The following is a 24,691-nucleotide window of genomic DNA, read 5'->3' as shown; positions in this document are numbered from 1 at the left end:
CCCCATGTCCCTCCCTCTGCATTTCCTCCGCCCGGCCGCCCAGGGTTTCGCCGCCGGGTTGCTGCTGGCCATTGCCGGTTGCGGCGTTTCATCCAAGCCTGATTCCGCCTCGGCTCCGTCACCGGCTCAAGGTGCGCTGCCGGCTGAAGTCATGGTGCGTAGCGAGGCGGTTATGGCAGACACTTCGATGGCCAAGCGCAGCGTACGTCCGGCACCGATGGCGAGCTATGCGCCGATGCCTGCGGGCGAGGCATCTCCACAGGGATATCGGGATGAGCAGCGGGAGCAGTATCAAGCGCTGGCGGATAATCCGATTCACAGCGTGGCCGAAGCGCCCGTCTCGACCTTCAGCGCCGACGTCGATACCGGCGCTTACGCCAACGTCCGCCGCTTGCTCAATCAGGGGCGCCTGCCACCGGAAGGTGCGGTGCGATTGGAGGAGATGGTCAATTATTTCCCCTACGATTACGCATTGCCCACCGATGGCTCCCCCTTCGGCGTGACCACAGAGCTGGCGCCGTCGCCGTGGAACCCGCATACCCGATTGCTGCGCATTGGCATCAAGGCCTCGGACCGCGCGGTTGCGGAACTGGCCCCGGCGAACCTGGTGTTTCTGGTGGACGTGTCCGGCTCGATGGACCGACGCGAAGGTTTGCCGCTGGTCAAAAGCACCCTGAAATTGCTGGTCGATCAATTGCGCGAGCAGGACCGGGTTTCATTGGTCGTTTATGCCGGCGAATCGCGTGTGGTGCTGGAGCCGACCTCCGGACGCGACAAAGCGAAAATTCGTACAGCCATCGATCAATTAACCGCTGGCGGCTCCACCGCTGGGGCGTCAGGCATCGAACTGGCCTATCAAATGGCGCAGCAGGCGTTTATCCCCAAGGGCATCAACCGCATCCTGCTGGCCACCGACGGTGACTTCAACGTCGGCATCAGCGACTTCGACAGCCTCAAGCAATTGGCTGTGGATAAGCGCAAGACCGGCGTTTCCCTGACCACATTGGGTTTTGGTGTGGATAACTACAATGAACACCTGATGGAACAGTTGGCCGATGCCGGCGACGGCAACTATGCCTACATCGACAACCTGCGCGAGGCGCGCAAGGTGCTGGTGGATCAGCTCGGTTCTACCCTCGCGGTCGTGGCGAAAAACGTGAAGCTGCAAGTGGAGTTCAACCCGGCGCAGGTCAGCGAATATCGGCTGTTGGGGTATGAAAATCGTGCGTTGAAGCGTGAGGATTTCAGTAACGACAAGGTCGATGCCGGTGAAATCGGCGCAGGACATACGGTGACGGCGTTGTACGAAATTGTGCCCAAGGGCGAGAAGGGTTGGTTGGAGCCGTTGCGGTATGGAAAGTCGGAGTCGGTGGCATCCGGTACAAACGGGGAACTGGCGATGCTGCGTGTGCGTTATCAGCCGCCGGAAGGTGGGAATAGTCGCTTGATCGAACGACCCATTGCGGGTGGTTCGGAAGGCAAAGCCAGCGACGACCTGCGATTTGCGGCGGCCGTGGCGGCGTTTTCCCAGCAACTCAAGGATGGGCGCTATACCGGCGATTTCAGCCTGAAGGACACCGAGGCTTTGGCTCGCGGTGCGCGCGGCGAAGATCGATTTGGTCTGCGTGCAGAGTTCGTGCAAATGGTGGAGTTGGCGCAGAGCCTGCGAGCCACGACCGCATCCAATAGTGAGCCGCTTAAGGGAGGCTACAACTGACATGTCTGCTCCTGAACCGAGCGACGAATCGCTGCTGGCCCGTTATCGCGCAGGCGACGGGCCGGCGTTCGAGATTCTGTACGCCCGTCATCGCCAAGGGCTCTACCGATTCCTGCTCGGCCTGAGCGGCAAGTCCGAACTGGCCGAAGAGGTTTACCAGGACACTTGGTTGAGCCTGATCCGCAGCACCAGTCAGCCACAAGGTCGGGCGAATTTTCGTACCTGGCTCTACCAGATTGCCCGCAACCGCCTGATCGATCACTGGCGCAAACACGGAATCCACAACCCCTTGCACGACAGCTATGACGAACAGATCCATGCGCTGAGCGATGACACGGCCGATCCCGAACAACTGCTGAGCCTTAGCCGCGACAACCAGCGCCTCGAAGCGGCCCTGCAAAACCTGCCCGCTGACCAGCGCGAAGTGTTCCTGCTGCGCGCCCATGGCGATCTCGACCTGCCGCAGATCGCCACCCTCACCGAAACACCGCTGGAAACCGTCAAAAGCCGTTTGCGCTACGCCCAGCAAAAACTGCGTCGGCTGCTGGCCGAGGAGGTACTGACATGACTGACGCCCGTCCTACGCCAGAAGACGAAGTGTTGAAGCACTATCGTGAACACGCGATCAGCGAACCACCGGCCCATCTCGACGCGTTCCTCCTGGCGGCCGCACACCGTGAAGTCCCTGTGCAGAAGCCAAGTCTGTGGAAACGCTGGGTCCAGGCCTGCCAGAAACCCCGTTGGCAAGTCGCATTCGCCAGCCTCGTCGGTGTGGCCCTGATGCTTGCACTGGTGCAACGCACGGAGGAGCAACCGCCGAGTTACGACTTCGCGCCTGCACCTAAGGCGTCTGCACCGGTCGCCAAAAAAGAAGCACCGTCATCGGTTGCGCGTTCTCTGGCTGCCCCGGCCGGCGCCATGTCCGCGCCAGAGCTTGCGGCCCCAATGGCCGATTTTGCTGCCCCCGCGCAGAGCGAATCGATCAGCGCTGAAATGGCTAACGAAGCGAAGGTCAGCAAACGCCCGGCGATAGCGCCGGCAAAGTTTATCGACGATCAATTAAGGGAAGTGATCCGCCTGCAAAAGGCGGGTCAGGCTCAAGCGGCCGCTGACCTGATGGCGACATTGCACAAACGTTTTCCCAAGGAAAATCTCACGGCCAGACTCAAGGATTTGCAGAAAAACTGAGAGGCAGAGCGGTCAGCCATTTGGCATCGGCACCCGAAAGCGCGCACTATCGACTCATAGCCGATGCGTTGGAGGTAGCCATGGCGAAAAAAATCGACCGCATCGCCCAAATGCTCAACTGCCCGGTGAAGGGTCAGGAATTACGGCGAGCTGTTACTGAGAGTCGTAAGGAGTTTCTGCTGGCGAAGCAGGCAGAGGAAGCGTTTGAGGAAGACGTCCTTGATGATGAAGAGGTCGAGGACGAAGAGGATGATGAGTACGACGAGTTTGATTGGACGACAGAGTGAAAAACCGCATTAAAACCGTTCCCGACCATGACATGGGCTCACAGCTTGATCGGTTACAAACTTCCGAAATTATTGAAGCCATTGCAGCTAGCCGTGATGTTTCACGTCCTAATATTGCTGCCGTAACGTAGTTGACGAGACGTTCTCAATCCTTATAATCGCCCACAACACGGCCCCTGTCGGTTGATGCGCTTCGGCGCTGAGACTGCTCAGGGGTTTTTTATTGCCTGGATTTTTCCACCTTACCAGTCGCGTTTCTGCCAGTCTTGGTCGATTCCCATCCCGTCAAGGTTGAGATCCAGATGGGTCAGATTGGGGAAGTCATTTAGCAGCAGTGCCTTCAAGCGTTTTCCCCAGCTCGATGATGGATTGATGACCTTCATCAGGTGCTGAGTGATGCAAAAAAGCATGAACGGACGAGCTCGACGGTGTGGGTCATCATGGAACGCGGACAATGTCGACGCTTGGTCTATCGGTGGCAGCTTCGGTTGGTCAACGATGTTTCGGTTCCACAGACGACTGTGATGGGCGCACACGTTGCGTAGATAGTTCAGGCTTCGGAGCCAACTGGCGAAGACCCTGCCATTGCTGATGCCGTACTCTTGCGAGATATCATCTTGATCCGCCTCAGTCATACCGGCATAAAGCGTCGAAAGCGTACCGAAATCCCAAACCTCGCACGCCACCCAGACCGCTAACGGAAGGCCATATTTTTCCTTGTTGTGGCGAATAAAGTCTTCGTTCGAGCGATTGATCAACGCAGCGTGTTTGCCAAGCCAGACATGATGTTTAGTCAGACCAGTTTTGCCGTCCAACTGTTTAGAAAAGCTTTCGTGGAACAGCTCGGGCCTCAGGTAAGCAAACTTTTCGTGTTTGCCAAGTCCGTGGGATATGTCCACCCGTAAAGCAATTTCAATGCGCTCCAAGGCATCCAGGATCAATAGCCGCAGCTTCTTATCGAAGACGTATAGGTCGACGGCATTCTGGAACGTAGTCCCAGGCTTGAAATCATCAAGCGGGAAGCGAGTCGGTTTTGTCTTGGATGGTTTTTTACTGCCTTGCTGATTGATTGGGCAGCAGAGCTCGGTACGTTCGCGAAAGGCAAACCAATAACCGCTGAGGCGGTAGTAGCCGATGCGTTCCAGGTACTCCAACGCTTTGGGTTGATCAGTCACAACCATCCCACGGGCCATTAGCAATTCAAGTTGTTTCTGATAGCTCTGCCACGGTTTTGGATAGCCTTGCGTCATTGGCGCATCACCCTCGCCACCAAGTGGCAGCCTCATTTCTTTTGATTTAAATCGATGGTTCGAAACCTGGGAGCGTCATTTTTCCTCCACTGGTTCGGTTGCCAAATCCGGTGGGGATAAGAAAGCTGTGCTGGTGCGTTTCTGCCAGTTCGGCTCGCCACTGGGCTACGCTGTATTTCAATTTGCTTTCATTCCATCCATGCAAAACCTCTTGGAGAATGTCGGACTCGTTGTAACGAAAGCTTATAGAGGCAAGTAAGTAAACTTTAGGGGAATCAATCTCTTAGTCTCCGAATCTGTCTGACCATAATGCTCAATCAAAGCGCGTACGAGGTTATCCAGCGTCCAAAGCGTGAGCGGCACATTGGCTCGTTCGGCTTCGTAGTACGCATCCTTGCTGAAGCCACCGGTACTGACATACAGCCCGCGATCATCCTTGTGCCGACCTCCGAGAAAACTGCGGATTTGTTGGCTGCCCATCTGTTCTTTGCGGTGTTTGACCTCAACGATGATCCGCGGGTTTTCAAAACCGAATCCATCTGGAGACGCAATGATGTCTTTCCCGCGATCAGGGCCGGCCGGGGAGACCTGAGTTTTGTAGCCCATCGCACGCAAGATGCCAGCGACTAAATGCTGCATATCATCCCAAGGCAACGCGTTTATAAGGTCCTTGATACGCTCGAGAGCCAAGCTTTCCATGCCCGCCAGAGGATCGCTGTCGGGGTATTCTTCTTCAACGGGCGGTAACGCGGGCGGTTTGTCTCCAGCGGCCATCGCCTTCAGCTCTTGGAGAGCAAAGTCAGGGACAACAAAGACAGTAAGCGTGGAGCCGAGACTGTTCTTACTGGCAGTACTCAGGCTGTCGCGGTCGACTTCCTGAGCTTGCCATTGCACCGGGCGTGTCAATGACATTCCAAGATCGGCCAAGTCAGGATTGTGTTTGAAGTCCCCCGTGATTTTGCCCACTAAATAGGTACGGTTGGCGGGTGAGTAAGTCACCACCCAATCACCTGGCTGAATTTCATTGATGAAGCGCCATACCTGCGAGGCGCCTGAAATAGCAGTGCCGGGTTTGATGTTGGGCTCAATATCTTGGTAAAGGCGAGTGACTTCCTTGCGCGTCATACCTGGTTTTGCCAGTGGAGCGAGTTGTGACCATCCAATTGCGGCGACACCGCGCTCACGGAAATCATCATATAACCGGCCAGACTCGCCACGGATCATCCACATTTTGGCCATGTCACTTCCTTAGTAATCGATCGTACCGGTACGTACGCGGTTTGGCATTGATCGCCATATTGAACACATTAAGGGAAACGCAGGATAACGTAGGTGTTTCAGGCATCGACAGCAATTGCTGAATCCAGAATGCAAAAAAGCCCCAGACCCTGCGGTCTGAGGCTTTCTCGTTTCTACGTATGGTGCACCAGGCGGGATTCGAACCCACGACCACTGCCTTCGGAGGGCAGTACTCTATCCAGCTGAGCTACTGGTGCGATGCGGGCGCCATGATACTCATATGCACTGCGGGCGTCCATGCTGCTGAATCGCCTGCGTTTTTCCAAAGCGTAACCTGCGGTTGCTACGTTGATCAGAAAAATTAGGCAAATGCGGCGTTTTCGTTCTTTTTTTCGAACAGGCTATTGTCCTTTACCCCCTTTGATCCTAGGATTCGTTTGAGATTTCAAACGCTCTTGTCTGGGTGCTGAACCGCACGAGTTTCAATCAGTGCGCTATTTATGTGCTTCAGCCCGGTGAATGATTTCCCTGACGGCAGCCTATAAGGCGCCTTTCTACAATCATAATTCGCTCCGCGCTTGCCGCGGTGCTGTTAAGGAAAGCCGACATGCAGCTTAAAGACACCCAGTTGTTCCGCCAACAAGCCTTCATCGATGGCGCTTGGGTTGATGCGGACAATGGTCAGACGATCAACGTCACCAACCCGGCAACGGGCGAAATTCTGGGCACCGTGCCGAAAATGGGCGCTGCCGAAACCCGCCGTGCAATCGAAGCCGCTGACAAAGCGCTGCCGGCCTGGCGTGCACTGACCGCCAAGGACCGTGCGAACAAGTTGCGTCGCTGGTTCGAACTGATCATCGAGAACCAGGACGACCTGGCTCGCCTGATGACCCTCGAACAAGGCAAGCCATTGGCCGAAGCCAAGGGCGAAATCGTTTACGCCGCTTCCTTTATCGAGTGGTTCGCTGAAGAAGCCAAGCGCGTTTACGGTGACGTGATTCCGGGTCACCAGCCAGACAAGCGCCTGATCGTGATCAAGCAGCCAATCGGCGTGACCGCTGCAATCACCCCGTGGAACTTCCCGGCCGCGATGATCACCCGTAAAGCCGGCCCGGCCCTGGCCGCCGGTTGCACCATGGTGCTCAAGCCTGCTTCGCAAACTCCGTTTTCCGCATTCGCTTTGGCTGAACTGGCTCAGCGTGCCGGCATTCCTGCCGGTGTGTTCAGCGTTGTTTCCGGCAGCGCCGGCGACATCGGCAGCGAGCTGACCAGCAACCCGATCGTGCGCAAACTGTCCTTCACCGGCTCGACCGAAATCGGTCGTCAGCTGATGGCTGAATGCGCCAAGGACATCAAGAAAGTGTCCCTGGAACTGGGCGGCAACGCGCCGTTCATCGTGTTCGACGACGCGGACCTGGATAAGGCCGTCGAAGGCGCGATCATTTCCAAGTACCGCAACAACGGCCAGACCTGCGTCTGCGCCAACCGTCTGTACATTCAGGATTCGGTCTACGACGCGTTCGCCGAGAAGCTGAAAGTGGCCGTGGCCAAACTCAAGATCGGTAACGGTCTGGAAGAAGGCACCACCACTGGCCCGCTGATCGACGGAAAAGCCGTGGCCAAGGTTCAAGAACACATTGCTGACGCGATCAGCAAAGGCGCAACCGTTCTGGCAGGTGGCAAGGTCATGGAAGGCAACTTCTTCGAGCCGACCATCCTGACCAACGTGCCGAAGAACGCTGCCGTGGCCAAGGAAGAAACCTTCGGTCCATTGGCGCCGCTGTTCCGCTTCAAAGACGAAGCCGAAGTGATCGCGATGTCCAACGACACCGAGTTCGGTCTGGCTTCGTACTTCTATGCTCGCGACCTGGGTCGTGTGTTCCGTGTGGCTGAAGCCCTGGAATACGGCATGGTCGGCGTCAACACCGGGTTGATCTCCAACGAAGTCGCGCCGTTCGGCGGCATCAAGGCGTCTGGCCTGGGCCGTGAAGGCTCCAAGTACGGCATCGAAGATTACCTGGAAATCAAATACCTCTGCCTGGGCATCTAAGCTCGGCTGGGCATTGCTTCAAACGCAAAGGGCACGAGAGCGCTGTCCCTTTGCGTGCAACAAACGGAATTTTCTCTGTGGCCGGGAAAGCTGTGGCAGTCGATCATCGCATGCTGCCGTAGTTGCCTCCCCGCCGCATTTTCCTTGAACCACGCCGCCCGATGAGCGGTGAATGAGGACTTTATGAGCAAGACTAACGCATCCCTGATGAAACGCCGCGAAGCCGCTGTACCACGCGGTGTTGGCCAGATTCACCCGATCTTCGCCGAGTCCGCGAAGAACGCCACCGTGACCGACGTTGAAGGTCGCGAGTTCATCGACTTCGCCGGCGGTATCGCCGTGCTGAACACCGGCCACGTGCACCCGAAAATCATCGCCGCCGTGACCGAGCAGCTGAACAAGCTGACCCACACGTGCTTCCAGGTACTGGCTTACGAACCGTACGTAGAAGTGTGCGAAAAAATCAACGCCAAGGTGCCAGGTGATTTCGCCAAGAAAACCTTGCTGGTGACCACCGGCTCCGAAGCCGTGGAAAACTCCATCAAGATCGCACGTGCCGCCACTGGCCGTGCCGGCGTAATCGCGTTCACCGGCGCTTACCACGGCCGCACCATGATGACCCTGGGCCTGACCGGTAAAGTCGTGCCTTACTCGGCCGGCATGGGCCTGATGCCAGGCGGCATCTTTCGCGCGCTGTACCCGAACGAACTGCACGGTGTGAGCATTGACGATTCGATCGCCAGCATCGAACGCATCTTCAAGAACGACGCCGAGCCGCGTGACATCGCTGCAATCATCATCGAGCCGGTTCAGGGCGAAGGTGGTTTCTACGTTGCGCCTAAAGAGTTCATGAAGCGTCTGCGCGCTCTGTGCGACCAGCACGGCATCCTGCTGATCGCTGACGAAGTACAAACTGGCGCTGGTCGTACCGGCACTTTCTTCGCCATGGAACAGATGGGCGTTGCTGCCGACCTGACCACCTTCGCCAAATCCATCGCTGGCGGCTTCCCGTTGGCCGGTGTTTGCGGCAAGGCCGAATACATGGACTCCATTGCTCCAGGTGGCCTGGGCGGTACTTACGCCGGTAGCCCGATCGCTTGCGCCGCGGCTCTGGCCGTGATGGAAGTGTTCGAAGAAGAGCACCTGCTGGACCGCTGCAAGGCTGTCGGCGAGCGTCTGGTCACTGGCCTCAAAGCCATCCAGGCCAAGTACCCGGTAATCGGCGAAGTCCGTGCCCTGGGCGCGATGATCGCGGTCGAGCTGTTCGTAGACGGCGACAGCCACAAGCCGAACGCTCCAGCGGTAGCCGCTGTTGTGGCCAAGGCTCGCGACAAGGGTCTGATCCTGCTGTCCTGCGGCACTTACGGCAACGTTCTGCGCGTCCTGGTACCGCTGACTTCGCCGGACGAGCAGCTGGACAAAGGGCTGGCGATCATCGAAGAGTGCTTCTCCGAGCTGTGATCTCCAAGGTTTGATCGATTTGTGAACTGATCGACAAAAAAACCCGCTTCGGCGGGTTTTTTTGTGCCCCCGGAACACATAGATGGCAAATGCGCTGTATCGAATGGCCGGCATTGACTAAGGTGCAAGCACTACTTTGGAGTGTGTAAATGACTGCTGTGGTGTTACCCGCTGCACCGCGAGTGCTGATTGCCGAGGCCGACCCCTGGTCCCGCGACCTGCTCCAGCAGGTTTTGTTGAATGTACGCTGCGACGCGCGGCTGGATCTGTGTGCCGATGGTCAGGAAGCGCTGCATCTGTTGGCGGAAAATCCTTACGACCTGGTGATCGTCGACTGGGAGCTGCCCGGCGTCGATGGTTTGAATGTCTTGCGCAATGTTCGCCAACGCAAGCGCAATCCACCCCTGCCGTTCATTCTGATGAGCAGCCGCAACGACAGCGCCAGTGTGCGCGAAGTCTTGCCCCTGGCGCCTGCGGCTTACCTGACCAAACCCCTGAACATGGAAAGCCTGACCCACCGCCTGCAGGACTTGCTGCTGAACGCCGGTGAAGAGCTGTCTTGCGAGACGCCGTCATTGGCGCCGGGTATCACCTTGTCGGCGTACCTGGAGCGTCGTCGTGAGTCTGCGGACGGTGCGCCGCTGATGACTGACGTGCAGTTGGCGGTCAAACGCAGCCTCAATCCCAACGGCCTCGACTTGACGGTGCTGGAGGACGAGATCCGCACCGATCCGCAGGTCACCGCCGTGCTGATCGCCGCCGCCAACAGTGCCGCCCATCATCTGGGTGCTACGGTGCAGACCCTGTCCCAGGCGCTGCACCGCCTCGGCACCGGGCAAAGCATGAACCTGATTCTGGGGCTGGCCCTCAAACGCAGTGCCCGCCTCAGCGATCCGTGTTTGGCCGACTATGCCGAGCGCTATTGGGAGCTGTCGCTGCGCACCGCCGAGTATGGCCGGACCTTGGCGCGCTTGCTGGATCTGGATCAGGAGCGCTGTTATTGCGCCGGTATGCTGCATCGCCTCGGCGACCTTGCGCTGTTGCGGTGTTTGCAGGAATGGAAGCAGGCCGGCGGTGAGCTGGATGAATGGGAGGAGGTTGGCGAGGCGCTGGCCGAATTCGGCGCGGCTTATGGTTCGGCGCTTCGCACTCGCTGGCGCCTGCCGCTGGAGCTACGAGAGCTGATTGCGGCGGTCTACCAGCTCGGTGGCGGGGTTTACTCCCGCGAAGCGCTGGTGATGAACATGGCTGCGCAACTGGCGCGACTGACCGAGCATGAGGGCATTGAGGACCTGGCGAAGAGCCGGACTGCGCGGTTGCTCAAAATCGGATTGCCAGAGCTGATGCGCTTGCGCAAGAAATAGGCATCACTCAAAACCTGTGGGAGCGAGCTTGCTCGCGATGACGTACTGACATTCAACATTGATGTTGGCTGACAGTCCGCTATCGCGAGCAAGCTCGCTCCCACATTGGTTATGTGTCGGGCCCATTAGCCGGAAATGATGCGGTTCTTGCCCTGGTGTTTGGCTTTGTACATCGCCGCATCCGCGCGGGCAAACAGGCTGTCGACGCTTTCGTCCTCGTCGGTGAGGCTGGTCAGGCCCTGACTGACGGTGATGCCGAACGTCTGGTCGCCATGACTGAAACTTAAGCGCTGAATCTCCCGTTGCAGGCGCTCGGCTACTTTCATGGCCATGTCTGGCGCACAGCCGGGAAACACTGCTGCGAATTCCTCACCGCCAACTCGCCCGAACACATCACCGCGACGCAACACCGCACGACCGCTCTCAGCGATTCGTTGCAGCACGTTGTCGCCTTCCTGGTGGCCGTAGGTATCGTTGATTACTTTGAAGTCATCGATGTCCAGCAGCAGGAAGGCCAGCGGCGTGCCTTGGTGCCGTGCCTGTTCGAATTCACGGTGGGCGCAGTCGAAGAAGTGTCGGCGGTTGCTGCTCTGGGTCAGCACGTCGGTGGTGGCCAGGCGTTGCAGCTCGGTTTCCATCTGCTTCTTGTCAGTAATGTCTTCGGCAATGCCGACGATGATCACTGGTTGCCCCGGCTCGGCCTGACGGTTGATGAAGCACTTGTCACTGAGCCAGCGGACCTGGCCGTCGGCGGCAATGATTCGGTACTCGCGGTCTTCGTCGTCGCCTTTGACCAGTACTTCGGCCAGGCTGCGTTCGGCATAGTCCAGATCGTCGGGGTAAATGCTGTCGCGCCATTGGTTGTAGTCGGACAGCAACAAGCCAGCGGAGCGGCCGAAAATCCGTTCATACGCGGGGCTGACATAGAGCACCCGACGGGATTCCCAGTCAAAGGCCCAAAGCACCGCGTTGACGCTCACCAGCAGAGCGCTGAACAGTTGTTCACGTTCGCTCAGGCGCGCCACTTCGCCTTGTGCATGCATCAGGGCCAGCAGGGTTTGCGCGGCTTCGGGCCACTGCGGGAGGGATGAGTCTTGTAGGCTTTTATTGAGCATCGACACAAAATCTCAAAGGGCGTGTGCCGCTCGAGGTTCGAAAGCGGCAATACCAGAGCCCGCCTTGATGGCGAAGTGTCTTTTGAGATAGGGGATTTGGAGCTTAGTTCCCGCCTTATGTGGTGAGGGAGCTTGCTCCCGCCGGGCGGTACTGGCGACGCGTTTTTCAGTGAAAGAACGCGTCGTCAGGTTTTGCGACTGCTGCGCAGTCGAGCGGGAGCTAGCTCCCTCGCCACAGTCAGACTGTGGCGGTGGGGCGCAGGGAGTAGGTTTTCAACTGATCGGCGAAGTCGCGCAGGGATTGAATCCCGCTGGCTTCGGCTTCGTGTACCCAATCCTTGATGGCGGCCAGCATGTCGTGACCATTTGAGCTTGTCTTGACCCAGATCTGCTGCAAGGCCAGGCGTTTCTCGTAAATTACCTTCAGCGCCTGACTGTGCTCGAGCATGGTCTGGATGCGAATGTGGTGTTTGTCATCCAGCAGGCTGGTTTCCCGCGAGAGCAGGCGCTTGGCGCGGTGGAACTGGTGACGGACCGAGTGATCGACCTTTTCCAGCTCTTGTTTGACCAGCGGTGCGATCACCAGTTTGCGGTACTGGGCCATGATCTGGAAGCGGTTGTTGAGGATCGCCATGGCGGTGTCCATGTCCAGGTTGCCTTTGCCTTCGACCCGATGGGCGATGGGCGCGACCCGCTGAACCTTGGCCAGGCGCAGGAAGCTGAAGACCTGGATCCAGGCCCAGCCGAGATCGAATTCCCACTTCTTCACCGACAGTTTTGCCGAATTAGGGTAGGTGTGATGGTTGTTATGCAGTTCTTCGCCGCCGATCAGGATGCCCCACGGCACCAGGTTGGTCGCCGCATCGCGGCATTCGAAGTTGCGGTAGCCGATGGCATGGCCCAGGCCATTGACCACGCCGGCGGCCCAGACCGGGATCCACATCATCTGGATAGCCCAGATGGTGATGCCGATGGTGCCGAACAGCAGCAGGTCGATGACGCCCATGATAGCCACGCCCAGCAGCGGAAAACGGCTGTACAGGTTGCGTTCGATCCAGTCTTCGGGGCAGTTCTTGCCGTAGATGCGCAGGGTCTCGGGGTTTTCCGCCTCGGCACGGTACAGTTCGGCGCCTTTGCGCAGAACGGTAGACAGGCCCTTGATGACCGGGCTGTGCGGGTCATCGACGGTTTCGCATTTGGCGTGGTGCTTGCGGTGGATAGCGGTCCACTCGCGGGTGTTCTGTGCCGTGGTCAGCCACAGCCAGAAGCGGAAGAAATGTTTCAGGCCAGCATTCAGCTCAAGTGAGCGATGGGCTGAATAACGATGCAGATAGACCGTGACGCCGATGATCGTCACGTGGGTCATCAGCAGGGTGACTGCCACCAGTGACCAGGGCGACAAGCCGAGAAAACCTTCGTACCACATAGGCTATAGGGCCCTCGATAAAGAAAAAAACAGCCGTTGCATTATCACTTAGCCCACAGATAAAACCAGTCGCCCTTTCAGATAAGAGTGGCTGGATGTTTCTTTAAACTACAATTCCATCCATTTTGAAGGGACATGGACTGCCGAATGTCTGCCACCTATCGCGATGCTTTGCGTGCAGCACTGCTTTATCTTCTGGTTTCTGTAGGTTGGCTGCTGTTCAGCGGTCATTTATTGAACAGTTTCTTCGATAGCTCTGCTGAGCTAATGCGATGGCAACTGATCAACGGTTATGCCTGGGTGGTATTCAGTGCCGGTTTGATTTTTCTCGCGCGGGCGCGATTGTTTCGTTGCCTGGGGATCGGCGCAAAATTGCGTGAGCGCAATGAAGACCACGAGCGTCTGCGTCAGGCGGCCGCGGTGTTCGATTGCACGCGTGAAGGGGTGCTGGTCACCGACAACAACGGGTTGATCGTCCATGTAAACCGGGCCTTCATGGCAATCACCGGTTATCAGAGCGAGGAGGTGCTCGGCCAGCGTCCCAGTCTGTTCAAGTCCGGTCATCATCCGCAGGCTTTCTACCAGGCGATGTTTGCGGCACTCAACAGCACCGGCGAGTGGAGCGGGGAAATCTGGAACCGCCGCAAAAGTGGCGAGATCTATCCGCAATGGCAAACCATCCGCATCATTGACGACGAGAGGGGGCGGCGCAGCCATTACGTGGCCGTGTTTTCCGACATCAGCGCAATCAAGAACTCCGAACATGAGCTGACGCATCTGGCTCACTACGATCCGCTGACCGATCTGCCCAACCGCTTGCTGTTCTCCGACCGCACCGAGCAGGCCCTGGCGTCGGCGCAGATCCACAAGCGCGGCTGCGCGTTGCTGATGCTCGATCTTGATCACTTCAAGATGATCAACGACAGCCTCGGGCATAGTGTTGGGGACCAGTTGCTCAAGGGCGTGGCCGAGCGTTTGAAAGCGATGGTCGGTCCGGGAATCACGCTGGCGCGCCTTGGCGGTGACGAGTTCGCCGTGCTGGCTGAAAGCTGTCCGCAAATGGTGCACGCGGCGGCGCTGGCTCAGCGGATCATCGATGGCCTCAAAGAGCCGTTCCAGATCGACGGGCATCAGTTGTTCGTCAATATCAGCGTCGGCATCAGCCTGTTCCCCGGCGACGCCTTGAGTGCCGAGCAGCTGTTGCGCAACTCCGACTCGGCGCTGTTCAAGGCCAAGGGTGCCGGCCGCAACGGCTATGCCCTCTATACCGAAGAACTGACCGCCCATGCCCAGCAACGGGTCGAGACTGCATTCGAATTGCGCCGTGCGCTGGAGCAGCAGGAGTTACGGGTTTATTACCAGCCGGTTCACGACCTCAAGACCAGCCGCCTGATCGGCGTCGAGGCATTGGTGCGCTGGGAGCATCCGCAGCGAGGGTTGGTGTCGCCGGCAGAATTCATTCCCATTGCCGAGCGCACCGGACTGATCGCCGAAATTGATGCCTGGGTGATGCGCCAGGCGTGTGAGCAGATGTGCCAGTGGCAGCAGGCCGGGGTGGTGTTGTCGTTTGTCGCGGTGAATGTTTCTTCTCGTTTGTTCGCCCGCCGTGAGCTGTTTGGGCAGGTGGCGAAGGTGCTGCACGAAACCGGGCTGGATCCTGCCTGTCTGGAGCTGGAAGTCACCGAGAGCGCTGTGATGGATGACCCGGAAGTCGCGCTGGAACAGATGCACAGGTTGCGTGAATTAGGTGTGCGGCTGGCCATCGATGACTTCGGTACAGGCTATTCGTCGTTACTGCGCCTCAAGCGAATGCCGGTACAGAAACTCAAGATCGATCAGGGCTTCGTTGCCGGGTTGCCGTGGGATGAGGATGACGCGGCGATTGTGCGGGTGATCATCGCGCTGGCCCAGAGCATGGGGATGCAAGTTCATGCCGAGGGGATCGAGCAGGTCGAGCAGGCGGGTTTCCTGCTCGAACATGGCTGCGATCTGGGGCAGGGGTACTGGTTTGGACGTCCGGTGCCGGCCGGGCAGGTGGATTGGAAGCGTGCTCCCTTAATTCTTCAGCACTGATCGTTACGCTCTGCATGGGAATGCCGCCCAGGACGCTCTGCGTCCCTGCCTCCAGTCCTTTATCAGCTTTTGGTTATATTAAAATTCTTAAATAGTCTTTTTAAGAATATCAGCGCTTATCTACTATTGGTCTCACGCCGCAAGCAGTCTCCCCACTGCCAGGCAACCTCTAGTTGAAGGAGCAGCACCATGAGCGCATCCCTACGTAGCGTTGACGGCCAGGACGAAGCAACCATTTTGCGTGAGATCCAGAGCGCCTTGCGCGATCTGCGTTTTGGCGCAGTGGAAATCACCGTGCACAACGCCCAGGTGGTCCAGATCGAACGCAAAGAGAAATTCCGGTTGCAGAACCCAGGCAACAAACCGAGCTGAAACAAAGATCAAAAGATCGCAGCCTGCGGCAGCTCCTACGGGGGGCTTTGTGTAGGAGCTGCCGAAGGCTGCGATCTTTGACAGGCAACCCCGATTCCAGACCATAAAAAGCCATTACAAACAGAATTCCAGGAGCTTTCACCATGTCGTCGATTCGTCATTTCGCTTTGGCCGCCCTGGCCAGTGCCCTTTTTGCTGGTTCCGCGGTTGCCAAGGATTACGAACTGCTTAACGTGTCGTACGACCCGACTCGCGAGCTGTATCAGGACTACAACGCTGAATTCGTCAAGTTCTGGCAGAAAGACCACGCTGGCGACAGTGTGAAAATCCAGCAGTCCCACGGTGGTTCGGGCAAGCAGGGTCGGGCAGTGATCGACGGTTTGCGTGCCGACGTGGTGACCCTGGCCCTGGCCGGTGACATCGACGAAATCGCCAAACTCGGCAAGACCCTGCCAGCGGATTGGCAGACGCGTCTGCCGGAAGCGAGCACGCCTTACACCTCGACCATCGTGTTCCTGGTGCGCAAGGGCAACCCTAAAGGCATCAAGGACTGGGGCGACCTGACCAAGAACGGCGTGGAAGTCATCACCCCGAACCCGAAAACCTCCGGCGGTGCGCGTTGGAACTTCCTCGCGGCGTGGGCCTATGGCCTGAAAGCCAATGGCGGTAACGAAGCGAAAGCCAAGGAATACGTGCAAACCCTGTTCAAGCACGTTCCTGTACTGGACACCGGTGCTCGCGGTTCGACCATTACCTTCGTTAACAACGGTCAGGGCGACGTGTTGCTGGCCTGGGAAAACGAAGCTTTCCTGGCCCTGAAGGAAGACGGCGGCGCTGACAAGTTCGACATCGTCGTGCCTTCGCTGTCGATCCTCGCCGAACCTCCGGTAGCCGTGGTCGACAAAAACGCCGAGAAAAAGGGCAACACCGAGATCGCCGAAGCGTACCTCAAACACCTGTACAGCCCGGCCGGCCAGGAAATCGCGGCAAAAAACTTCTATCGTCCACGTGACAAGGATGTTGCCGCCAAGTACGCGAAACAGTTCCCGACACTGGACCTGGTGACCATCGACAACGACTTCGGCGGTTGGAAAACCGCTCAACCGAAATTCTTCAACGACGGTGGTGTGTTCGACCAGATTTATCAGGCGCAATAACCTGAAATAAGCCATCAACGAGCCTCGAATTCCGATTCGAGGCTTTGCGCGTTCTCAACCAAGGACTTTTATGTCGCGTCGTATCTCCCCCGTCATACCCGGCTTCGGGCTGACGCTGGGCTACACCTTGGTGTACCTCAGCCTGATTGTGCTCATTCCACTGGCGGCGATGTTCGTGCATGCCGCTCAACTCACCTGGGACCAGTTCTGGGCGATTATCTCGGCGCCACGGGTGCTGGCGGCGTTGAAGCTCAGCTTCGGCACCGCGCTCTATGCCGCGATCATCAACGGCATGATCGGCACGCTGCTGGCCTGGGTGCTGGTGCGTTATACCTTCCCGGGACGCAAAGTCATCGACGCGATGATCGACTTGCCCTTCGCGTTGCCCACTGCGGTGGCCGGTATCGCGCTGACTGCGTTGTACACCCCCACCGGTTTGGTGGGTCAGTTTGCAGCGGATCTGGGTTTCAAGATCGCGTACACCCCCCTCGGCATCACCCTTGCCCTCACTTTTGTGACACTTCCATTCGTAGTACGTACCGTACAGCCAGTATTGGCTGATATCCCGCGTGAAGTGGAAGAAGCGGCGGCGTGCCTGGGTGCAAAACCGTTGCAGGTTTTTCGCCATATTCTGGTGCCCGCGTTGTTGCCAGCGTGGCTGACCGGTTTCGCGTTGGCCTTTGCCCGCGGGGTCGGCGAGTACGGTTCGGTGATTTTCATCGCCGGCAACATGCCGATGAAAACCGAGATCCTGCCGCTGCTGATCATGGTCAAACTCGACCAGTACGATTACACCGGCGCCACGTCCATTGGTGTACTGATGCTGGTGGTTTCCTTCGTCCTGTTGCTGCTGATCAACTTGCTGCAGCGGCGTATCGAAACCCCATAAGGAGGCGCAAAAATGTCCCAATCGTCTATTAGCGCCGCTTCCTCGGCCAACGCTGCCCGCCGTGGTAGTGCCACTTCGCGGCGAATCCTGATCAGCCTTGGCTGGCTGATTTTTGCGTTGTTCCTGTTGTTGCCACTGTTCATCGTGGTGTCCCAGGGGCTGAAAAATGGCCTCGGTGCGTTCTTCACCGCGATCTTCGAACCCGACGCCTTGTCGGCCCTGAAACTCACGCTGATCGCCGTGCTGATTTCGGTGCCACTGAACCTGGTGTTCGGTGTCAGCGCTGCATGGTGCGTGAGCAAATACTCGTTCCGCGGCAAGAGTATGTTGGTCACGCTGATCGACCTGCCGTTTTCGGTGTCGCCGGTAATCGCCGGTCTGGTCTACGTGCTGATGTTCGGTGCTCAGGGTCTGTTTGGTCCGTGGTTGCAGGACCATGACATCCAGATCGTCTTCGCCTTGCCGGGCATCGTGCTGGCGACGATCTTCGTCACCGTGCCGTTCGTGGCGCGCGAACTGATCCCGCTGATGCAGGAGCAAGGCACGCAGGAAGAAGAGGCCGCGCGCCTGCTCGGGGCCAATGGCTGGCAGATGTTCTGGCACGTCACCGTTCCCAACATCAAATGGGGCCTGATCTACGGCGTGGTGCTGTGTACGGCGCGGGCCATGGGTGAGTTCGGTGCGGTATCGGTGGTTTCCGGGCACATTCGCGGGGTGACCAACACCCTGCCGCTGCACGTCGAGATCCTCTACAACGAATACAACCACGTGGCCGCGTTCGCCGTGGCGAGCCTGTTGCTGATCCTGGCGCTCTTCATCCTGCTGCTCAAGCAGTGGAGCGAAAACCGTATTAACCGCCTGCGCGCCAGCGCCGCGGAGGAATAAGTCATGTCGATCGAAGTGCGTAACGTCAGCAAGAATTTTCACGCGTTCAAGGCGCTGGACAACATCAGCCTGGACATTCAAAGCGGCGAACTCGTGGCGCTGCTTGGCCCGTCCGGCTGCGGCAAGACCACCCTGCTGCGGATCATCGCCGGTCTGGAAACCCCGGATAAGGGCAGCATCGTGTTCCACGGTGAAGACGTCTCAGGCCATGATGTGCGTGATCGCAACGTCGGTTTCGTGTTCCAGCACTACGCGCTGTTCCGCCACATGACGGTGTTCGACAACGTCGCGTTCGGCCTGCGCATGAAGCCGAAAAACCAGCGCCCGAGCGAAAGCCAGATCGCGGTAAAAGTCCACGAACTGCTCAACATGGTGCAACTGGATTGGCTGTCGGATCGCTACCCGGAACAACTCTCCGGCGGCCAGCGTCAACGTATTGCCTTGGCTCGTGCCTTGGCGGTTGAACCGAAAGTCCTGCTGCTCGACGAACCCTTCGGCGCCCTCGACGCCAAGGTCCGTAAAGAGCTGCGTCGCTGGTTGGCGCGGCTGCACGAAGACATCAACCTGACCTCGGTGTTTGTGACTCACGACCAGGAAGAAGCGATGGAAGTCGCTGACCGCATCGTGGTGATGAACAAGGGTGTGATCGAGCAGATCGGCTCACCGGGCGACGTCTACGAAAACCCGGCCAGCGATTTCGTTTATCACTTCCTGGGCGATTCGAACCGGCTGCATCTGGGTGAAGACAACCATGTGCTGTTCCGTCCTCACGAAGTGTCGCTTTCGCGTCATGAGCTGGAGGATCACCACGCGGCCGAGGTGCGGGATATTCGTCCGTTGGGCGCGACGACACGGGTGACGCTGAAGGTCGAAGGCCAGAGCGAATTGATCGAAGCTGAAGTGGTAAAAGATCACGACAGCCTGATCGGATTGGCGAAGGGCGAGACGCTGTTCTTCAAGCCCAAGGTCTGGCAGAAGCTCGCCAACATCTAAAGCAAAAGCTTCGCGAGCAAGCCCGCTCCCACAGTGATTTGCGTCGTTCACAAATCCCCTGTGGGAGCGAGCTTGCTCGCGATGGCGTCTTATGCCGCAACGCGATTCGGATTGATTCGCACACCCCCAACCCGCGCCTCGATCTGCTCTTTCAGATCCCGCCGCAACCCCAGCAAAAACGCCAACTCAACCACCACAAACAACGGCCCGACAATCAACCCTGTCACATCATCGACAAACGCCGGTTTGCGTCCTTCGTAGTGATGACCGACAAACTGAATCGCCCAACCCACCACAAACATCCCGATGCCGCTCGCCAGCCAGACCAGCGTGCTTTGCTGCGCAAGAACCTGACCCGCCCAAATGCACAGGCCGAGCAACACGGTCATCAACACCCCGAGGCGCAACTCCAGGCGCAGGTAAAACCACGCCGACGCCAGCGCGACCAGCGCCGCCGGCGAAACCCAGCCCCCGGCCCATTGCGGCCGCGACAGCAAAACCGCCACGGCCACCACAATCAGCGGAATACCGATAAAGTGGCTGGCAATATTGCGCGGATCACGGTGGTAGGCGGCGTATTGACTGAGATGGTCGACGAGGCTTTTCATTGTTGTTCCTCCTGTTGGGTGATGGATCATGCCCCGGGTCCACATTTCGCTCTGTCAGGCAGGCGACAATCTCCAGGAGTTTTCATGGACATGCAGGTTTGGCGTTCGCGGCTGGATAAAGGGCAGTGGTTCAGCCATTTACCTGTTCCTTTACAGGATAGTCTGCTGGCCGCCGCCAAAGTGCGGCGGTTGTCGCCAGGCCAGCGGCTGTTCAAGCGCGGCGATCCACCGTGCGGGCTGTACGCGGTGCTCGAAGGTTCGGTGCGCATCGGCGCCGTGAGCGAGCAGGGCAAGGAGGCGCTGTTGAGCCTGGTGGAGTCGCCCCACTGGTTCGGCGAAATCTGCCTGTTTGATGGCCAGCCGCGCACTCATGATGCGTTCGGTCTGGGTCATTGCGTCCTGTTGCACATCTCGCAAACCGTGCTGCTGACGTTGCTTGATGAACAACCGGTGTACTGGCGGCAACTGGCATTGCTGATGAGCCAGAAATTGCGCCTGACCTTCGTCAATCTCGAACATCTGAGCCTGATGCCAGCCGCCGCTCGACTGGCTCATCGCTTGCTGATGATCGCCGAGGGTTACGGCGAAATCGACCCGCCGCGACGGGTGCTGCAACTGCCCCAGGAGCAATTGGCGTCGATGCTGTCGCTGTCGCGTCAGACCACCAACCAGATTCTCAAGGACTTGCAGGGGCAGGGGATTGTGAATCTCAAGTACGGCGAGATCGAGATTCTGGATGCGGAGCGATTGCGGATGTTGGCGATTATCTAAAACCCGGCGTTAGGGGTGGGCTTTGGACGCGAAGGCGCCTAGCCTGTGATGACGATAATCGAGGTGTGCCATGCGTGTGCTGTTAGTGGAAGACGAACCTGAGACCGCCAAACTCCTGGCTAAAGGCCTGAGCGAGGCAAGTTACTCAGTCGATGTGGCGGTCAACGGTATGGACGGCCGTCGTTTCATCGAGTCTGGCGAATACGAGCTGATCATCCTCGACGTGATGCTGCCCGGGCTCAACGGTTGGCAGTTGTTGCAGCAGATCCGCAAGCTCGGTGATACGCCGGTGCTGTTCCTGACCACCAGGGACGGCATCGAGGATCGCCTGCGCGACCTGGAGTTGCATGAGGATGATTACCTGCTCAAGCCTTTTGCCGTGAGCGAGTTGGTGAAGCGAGTGCGCAAGTTGTTGCGGCGGGATCGGGGGCGCTGAGGTGTTTCTGTGGTGTCTGGTCTGGCCTCATCGCGAGCAAGCTCGCTCCCACAGGGGAATGCATTTCAAAATGTGGGAGTGAGCTTGCTCGCGATGAGGCCAGACCAGACACCACACCTCCTGGATCCTTTACCGCAACCCATCCCGAAACTGCCCCGGTGTCATCCCGGTCCAGCGCTTGAACGCGCGGCTGAAGCTGCTCGTGTCCGCAAATCCCAGCAGGTAGCTGATCTCGCTCAATGAGCATTGCGGATCGCGCAGGTGCAGCAGCGCCAGATTCTCGCGGCTTTCGTTGAGCAACGTATCGAACCGGCAACCCTCGTCCGCCAGATGCCGTTGCAGGCTGCGCAAACTCAGGTGCAGGGCCTGGGCGATGTGTTCGGCGCTGGGCTCGCCTTCCGGCAATTGCTCCTCAATGGCGTCGCGAACCTTGCGTTCCCAGGTCAGGGGTTTGAGTTGGGCGAGGGTGCGTTTGAGCACTGTTTCGTTGTGCTCGGCCAGTTCCGGGTTGGCGTCGTCCAAGTGACTGTCGAAGTCCACGACGGCGAATTCCAGTCGGTCTTCATCGGCGGCGAAGTACACCGGTGAGCGGAAGACTTTGTGCCATTGATGCGGGTCCGCCGGTTCCGGGCGGCGCAGGTACACCGCCAGCGGGGCGTAATCGCGGCCCAGGCGATTGCGGCAGGTGCGTACGTAAATTGCCGTGAAGGCGTCGATGGCTTCGAAGGCCGGGGCCGGATTGCCTGGGGGGATTTTCAGGCGGAAACGGTAGCGGTCCTCGGCGCGAGTCAGTTCCAGATCCAGGGCATCGCTGACCACCTGGTGATAACGCACGATACGCTCGAACACTTCTCGCAGACTGCCACTGGCCACCAACGCATAACCGAGCGCGTGAAACGTGGTGGGGCTGACGAAGCGCGATACGCGCAAACCAATCGCCGGATCACCGCTGACCTGCACCGCGATTTCCCACAGGCGCGTAGTGCCGGACAACGGGTAACGGGCGTTCGGGTCGTCCATCAGTTGCGGGTCGAGCCCCGCCTGTTGGCACAGGGCGGTGCTGTCGAGGCCCAGGGCATCGAGTTGCTTGCGCAGGGCGCGGGTCCAGCTGGCGAGGGAGGTCGGTTCAGTCATGCTGATTGGCGCTTCCGGTCAACAGGTTGGCGTTCACGGCTACCGCTTTGCGAGGGTTCACAAGGCAGGATGCAAACATCAATAACCAGAGGATGGAAGCATGCACGGTACTTCTGCAAGTCCCCAGCGACTGAATGCAACTCAGCGATCAGCGCATATTCGCCAAGTGGTGCTGGCCAAGGGGGTCGAACTGCGTCAGCGCTACCCGATTCTCAACCATCAGGACGCCTTGGGCGCAGGCATTCTGGCCTTCGCGCTGGTCGGCATGATTGGCTCGGCGACGCTCTACATGACTGGGCACATGGCTTGGTGGATGTGCCTGTTGCTCAACGCATTTTTTGCCTCGCTGACTCACGAGCTGGAACACGACCTGATTCATAGCATGTACTTCCGCAAACAGCGCGTGCCGCACAACCTGATGATGGGACTGGTGTGGCTGGCGCGGCCAAGCACGATCAATCCGTGGATTCGTCGACATCTGCACCTCAATCACCACAAAGTCTCCGGCACGGAAACCGACATGGAAGAGCGCGCCATCACCAACGGTGAGCCCTGGGGTTTTGCGCGGCTGTTGATGGTCGGCGACAACGTAATGTCAGCATTCATTCGTATGCTGCGGGCCAAGACCTGGGCTCACAAGATCAGCATCATCAAGCGCGCGCTGAAGGTCTACGCGCCACTGGCGCTGGTGCATTGGGGCGCTTGGTACATGTTCCTGGGCTTCCATGCAGCCAATGGCATCGCCTATCTGATGGGAACGTCGATCGAATGGTCAGCGACCACGTTGTCGGTGATGCACGTCATCGATATCGCTGCCGTGGTGATCATCGGCCCGAACGTGTTACGTACCTTTTGCCTGCATTTCGTCAGCTCGAACATGCACTACTACGGTGACGTTGAGCCGGGCAATGTAATCCAGCAGACCCAAGTGCTGAACCCGTGGTGGATGTGGCCGTTGCAGGCGTTCTGCTTCAACTTCGGCAGCAGTCACGGCATCCATCACTTTGTGGTCAAGGAACCGTTTTACATCCGTCAGATGACCGTGCCGGTGGCGCATAAGGTGATGCGAGACATGGGCGTGCGGTTCAATGATTTCGGGACGTTTGGGCGGGCGAATCGGTTTGTGCGAAAGGAAACAGCAGAGGCGCAGGAGGTTCGTGCCGCTCAGGCTTGATCGATGCACTCGGAAACTCAAGACGTTGGTCATCAATTTGACCCAAAGGGGCGCTAAGTTGTGACGCAAGGAGTGATCGATATATGCGATTTCGGCCTAATAAAGTAATTAAATATTTCTTTATTGGATAACCGTTTCAGTCAATCATCGCGCTAACAGTTTTGAGTTTCCGGGGCCGTCTCCTTGGCAGGGTGCGGTCCCTTTTTTATGCCTCAGGCAAAACACAAATCCCTTTGTGGGAGCCTGTGTGGCGAGGGGATTTATCCCCGTTGGGCTGCGAAGCGGCCCCGAAATGGACAACCGCGGTTTACCAGACACACCGCGCACGACTGCTTCGCAGCCGAACGGGGATAAATCCCCTCGCCACACAGGCGTACTCCCGCAGGATATTTTCATATTCGATATAGATCTTAATAAATAGCTTCTTATTCCTTAACGAATATAACTCTCCTCCCTATACTTGCTCAGGAACAGACACGCAGCAGGAGAGTTCCCCCCATGCGCAACGAATCAATTCGCTATCTGATTGTGCCGGGCTGGCAAGGATCGCCAGAAGATCATTGGCAAAGCCATTGGCAGAACAGCCTGCCGAATAGCGCGCGGGTGGAGCAGGCCGACTGGCTGACGCCGCGTCGTGAAGACTGGGTCGCTGCACTGGCCGAGGCGATTGCCGCCGACAACACGCCGGTGATCCTGATCGCCCATAGCCTGGGTTGCATCACTGTCGCGCATTGGGCTGCCACCGCGCCCGTGCAGTTTTTACGTCAGGTTCGCGGCGCCTTGCTGGTCGCCCCGGCAGACGTCGAGCGTGCGGCCTGCGCACCGGCCCTGCGCAATTTCGCCCCGATTCCGACAAACCTGCTGCCGTTCCCGAGCCAGGTTGTCAGCTCCGACAACGACAGTGCCGTGAGCACACCGCGTGCATTGGAACTGGCTCGTCACTGGGGCGCTGAGGCGGGGATTTTGTCGGGTGCCGGACACATCAACGTGAAGTCCGGTCACCAACGCTGGGAGCAGGGTTTTGCCTATCTCTATCGCCTGCAAAACCGAATGGAACACCACGCCCTGCGACGTGCTTGAACCTTTTTCTTGTTAAACGCCC

23 protein-coding genes and 1 tRNA gene are annotated in these 24,691 nt (G+C 58.3%); 17 read left to right on the top strand and 7 right to left on the bottom strand.

What is annotated here, in order from left to right:
* Positions 1-4: 4 nt before the first annotated feature.
* From VD17_RS01025 to VD17_RS01010, 4 genes are read left to right on the top strand one after another with little or no spacing between them, the layout of a single operon-like run.
* Positions 5-1,717, top strand: a complete 1,713-nt coding sequence (locus tag VD17_RS01025; RefSeq protein WP_046052291.1) for a vWA domain-containing protein — start codon at positions 5-7, stop codon at positions 1,715-1,717.
* 1 nt (position 1,718) lies between these two features.
* Positions 1,719-2,285, top strand: coding sequence for an RNA polymerase sigma factor (locus VD17_RS01020; RefSeq protein WP_046052290.1), 567 nt, complete (start codon positions 1,719-1,721; stop codon positions 2,283-2,285).
* The gene (locus tag VD17_RS01015; RefSeq protein WP_046052289.1) at positions 2,282-2,905 is read left to right on the top strand and encodes a hypothetical protein; all 624 of its coding nucleotides are present in this window, start codon (positions 2,282-2,284) and stop codon (positions 2,903-2,905) included. Before VD17_RS01020 ends, VD17_RS01015 begins: the two co-directional genes overlap by 4 nt.
* A 20-nt stretch (positions 2,906-2,925) precedes the next feature.
* Complete coding sequence (locus VD17_RS01010) at positions 2,926-3,192, top strand: hypothetical protein (protein WP_259674522.1); 267 nt, start codon at positions 2,926-2,928, stop codon at positions 3,190-3,192.
* Positions 3,193-3,434: 242 nt separating this feature from the next.
* On the opposite strand, the gene VD17_RS01005 is transcribed toward VD17_RS01010, so the two are convergent.
* The 3 genes from VD17_RS01005 to VD17_RS00995 form a co-directional block, all read right to left on the bottom strand.
* Complete coding sequence (locus VD17_RS01005) at positions 3,435-4,442, bottom strand: Abi family protein (RefSeq protein ID WP_046052287.1); 1,008 nt, start codon at positions 4,440-4,442, stop codon at positions 3,435-3,437.
* 243 nt (positions 4,443-4,685) lie between these two features.
* On the bottom strand, positions 4,686-5,681 hold the full coding sequence (locus VD17_RS01000) for a restriction endonuclease (protein ID WP_046052286.1): 996 nt from the start codon (positions 5,679-5,681) through the stop codon (positions 4,686-4,688).
* Between the two features lie 180 nt (positions 5,682-5,861).
* A tRNA-Arg gene (locus VD17_RS00995) sits at positions 5,862-5,938 on the bottom strand.
* A gap of 350 nt (positions 5,939-6,288) precedes the next feature.
* On the opposite strand from VD17_RS00995, the gene gabD reads away from it, so the two are divergent.
* The 3 genes from gabD to VD17_RS00980 all read left to right on the top strand — a co-directional run bounded on the left by gabD (position 6,289) and on the right by VD17_RS00980 (position 10,556).
* The gene (gabD, locus tag VD17_RS00990; protein ID WP_046052285.1) at positions 6,289-7,731 is read left to right on the top strand and encodes an NADP-dependent succinate-semialdehyde dehydrogenase; all 1,443 of its coding nucleotides are present in this window, start codon (positions 6,289-6,291) and stop codon (positions 7,729-7,731) included.
* 183 nt (positions 7,732-7,914) lie between these two features.
* The gene (gene gabT / locus VD17_RS00985; protein WP_046052284.1) at positions 7,915-9,192 is read left to right on the top strand and encodes a 4-aminobutyrate--2-oxoglutarate transaminase; all 1,278 of its coding nucleotides are present in this window, start codon (positions 7,915-7,917) and stop codon (positions 9,190-9,192) included.
* Between the two features lie 149 nt (positions 9,193-9,341).
* Positions 9,342-10,556, top strand: coding sequence for a response regulator (locus tag VD17_RS00980; protein WP_046052283.1), 1,215 nt, complete (start codon positions 9,342-9,344; stop codon positions 10,554-10,556).
* A gap of 125 nt (positions 10,557-10,681) precedes the next feature.
* Here the strand turns inward: VD17_RS00980 and VD17_RS00975 are convergent, their stop codons facing one another.
* Entirely contained in the window at positions 10,682-11,671 is a 990-nt protein-coding gene (locus tag VD17_RS00975) for a GGDEF domain-containing protein (protein WP_046052282.1), read from the bottom strand.
* Between the two features lie 238 nt (positions 11,672-11,909).
* Positions 11,910-13,097, bottom strand: coding sequence for a delta-9 fatty acid desaturase DesA (gene desA, locus VD17_RS00970; RefSeq protein ID WP_046052281.1), 1,188 nt, complete (start codon positions 13,095-13,097; stop codon positions 11,910-11,912).
* A 147-nt stretch (positions 13,098-13,244) separates the two neighbouring features.
* On the opposite strand from desA, the gene dibA reads away from it, so the two are divergent.
* The 6 genes from dibA to VD17_RS00940 all read left to right on the top strand — a co-directional run bounded on the left by dibA (position 13,245) and on the right by VD17_RS00940 (position 19,466).
* A complete protein-coding gene (gene dibA, locus VD17_RS00965) occupies positions 13,245-15,170 on the top strand; it encodes a phosphodiesterase DibA (RefSeq protein WP_046052280.1) in 1,926 nt (641 codons plus the stop codon).
* Between the two features lie 189 nt (positions 15,171-15,359).
* Positions 15,360-15,542, top strand: a complete 183-nt coding sequence (gene oscA / locus VD17_RS00960) for a sulfur starvation response protein OscA (protein ID WP_007941032.1) — start codon at positions 15,360-15,362, stop codon at positions 15,540-15,542.
* Between the two features lie 143 nt (positions 15,543-15,685).
* Positions 15,686-16,699 carry a sulfate ABC transporter substrate-binding protein gene (locus VD17_RS00955; protein ID WP_046052279.1) on the top strand — a complete coding sequence of 338 codons (1,014 nt, stop codon included), beginning with the start codon at positions 15,686-15,688 and terminating at the stop codon, positions 16,697-16,699.
* Between the two features lie 70 nt (positions 16,700-16,769).
* The gene (gene cysT, locus VD17_RS00950; RefSeq protein ID WP_046052278.1) at positions 16,770-17,588 is read left to right on the top strand and encodes a sulfate ABC transporter permease subunit CysT; all 819 of its coding nucleotides are present in this window, start codon (positions 16,770-16,772) and stop codon (positions 17,586-17,588) included.
* 12 nt (positions 17,589-17,600) lie between these two features.
* Positions 17,601-18,473 carry a sulfate ABC transporter permease subunit CysW gene (cysW, locus tag VD17_RS00945; RefSeq protein WP_033058554.1) on the top strand — a complete coding sequence of 291 codons (873 nt, stop codon included), beginning with the start codon at positions 17,601-17,603 and terminating at the stop codon, positions 18,471-18,473.
* A gap of 3 nt (positions 18,474-18,476) precedes the next feature.
* Complete coding sequence (locus VD17_RS00940; protein WP_046052277.1) at positions 18,477-19,466, top strand: sulfate/molybdate ABC transporter ATP-binding protein; 990 nt, start codon at positions 18,477-18,479, stop codon at positions 19,464-19,466.
* An 89-nt stretch (positions 19,467-19,555) separates the two neighbouring features.
* On the opposite strand, the gene VD17_RS00935 is transcribed toward VD17_RS00940, so the two are convergent.
* On the bottom strand, positions 19,556-20,074 hold the full coding sequence (locus VD17_RS00935) for an Mpo1 family 2-hydroxy fatty acid dioxygenase (protein ID WP_046052276.1): 519 nt from the start codon (positions 20,072-20,074) through the stop codon (positions 19,556-19,558).
* A gap of 84 nt (positions 20,075-20,158) precedes the next feature.
* Here VD17_RS00935 and VD17_RS00930 point away from each other — a divergent pair, with 84 nt between their 5' ends.
* On the top strand, positions 20,159-20,845 hold the full coding sequence (locus tag VD17_RS00930; protein ID WP_046052275.1) for a Crp/Fnr family transcriptional regulator: 687 nt from the start codon (positions 20,159-20,161) through the stop codon (positions 20,843-20,845).
* A 70-nt stretch (positions 20,846-20,915) separates the two neighbouring features.
* Positions 20,916-21,281 (top strand): response regulator, encoded by a 366-nt coding sequence (locus VD17_RS00925; RefSeq protein WP_046052274.1) that lies wholly within the window; start codon positions 20,916-20,918, stop codon positions 21,279-21,281.
* Positions 21,282-21,410: 129 nt separating this feature from the next.
* On the opposite strand, the gene VD17_RS00920 is transcribed toward VD17_RS00925, so the two are convergent.
* On the bottom strand, positions 21,411-22,415 hold the full coding sequence (locus tag VD17_RS00920; protein ID WP_046052273.1) for an AraC family transcriptional regulator: 1,005 nt from the start codon (positions 22,413-22,415) through the stop codon (positions 21,411-21,413).
* A gap of 100 nt (positions 22,416-22,515) precedes the next feature.
* Between VD17_RS00920 and VD17_RS00915 the strand changes: the two genes are divergently transcribed.
* Positions 22,516-23,589 carry a fatty acid desaturase gene (locus VD17_RS00915; RefSeq protein ID WP_046052272.1) on the top strand — a complete coding sequence of 358 codons (1,074 nt, stop codon included), beginning with the start codon at positions 22,516-22,518 and terminating at the stop codon, positions 23,587-23,589.
* A 498-nt stretch (positions 23,590-24,087) separates the two neighbouring features.
* Positions 24,088-24,669, top strand: a complete 582-nt coding sequence (locus tag VD17_RS00910; protein ID WP_046052271.1) for an alpha/beta hydrolase — start codon at positions 24,088-24,090, stop codon at positions 24,667-24,669.
* Positions 24,670-24,691 lie beyond the last annotated feature (22 nt).

The sequence above is a fragment of the Pseudomonas fluorescens genome (assembly GCF_000968015.1).
In the GTDB taxonomy this organism is placed as follows: domain Bacteria; phylum Pseudomonadota; class Gammaproteobacteria; order Pseudomonadales; family Pseudomonadaceae; genus Aquipseudomonas; species Aquipseudomonas fluorescens_W.
This window is presented reverse-complemented; position numbering and strand designations above follow the sequence as displayed.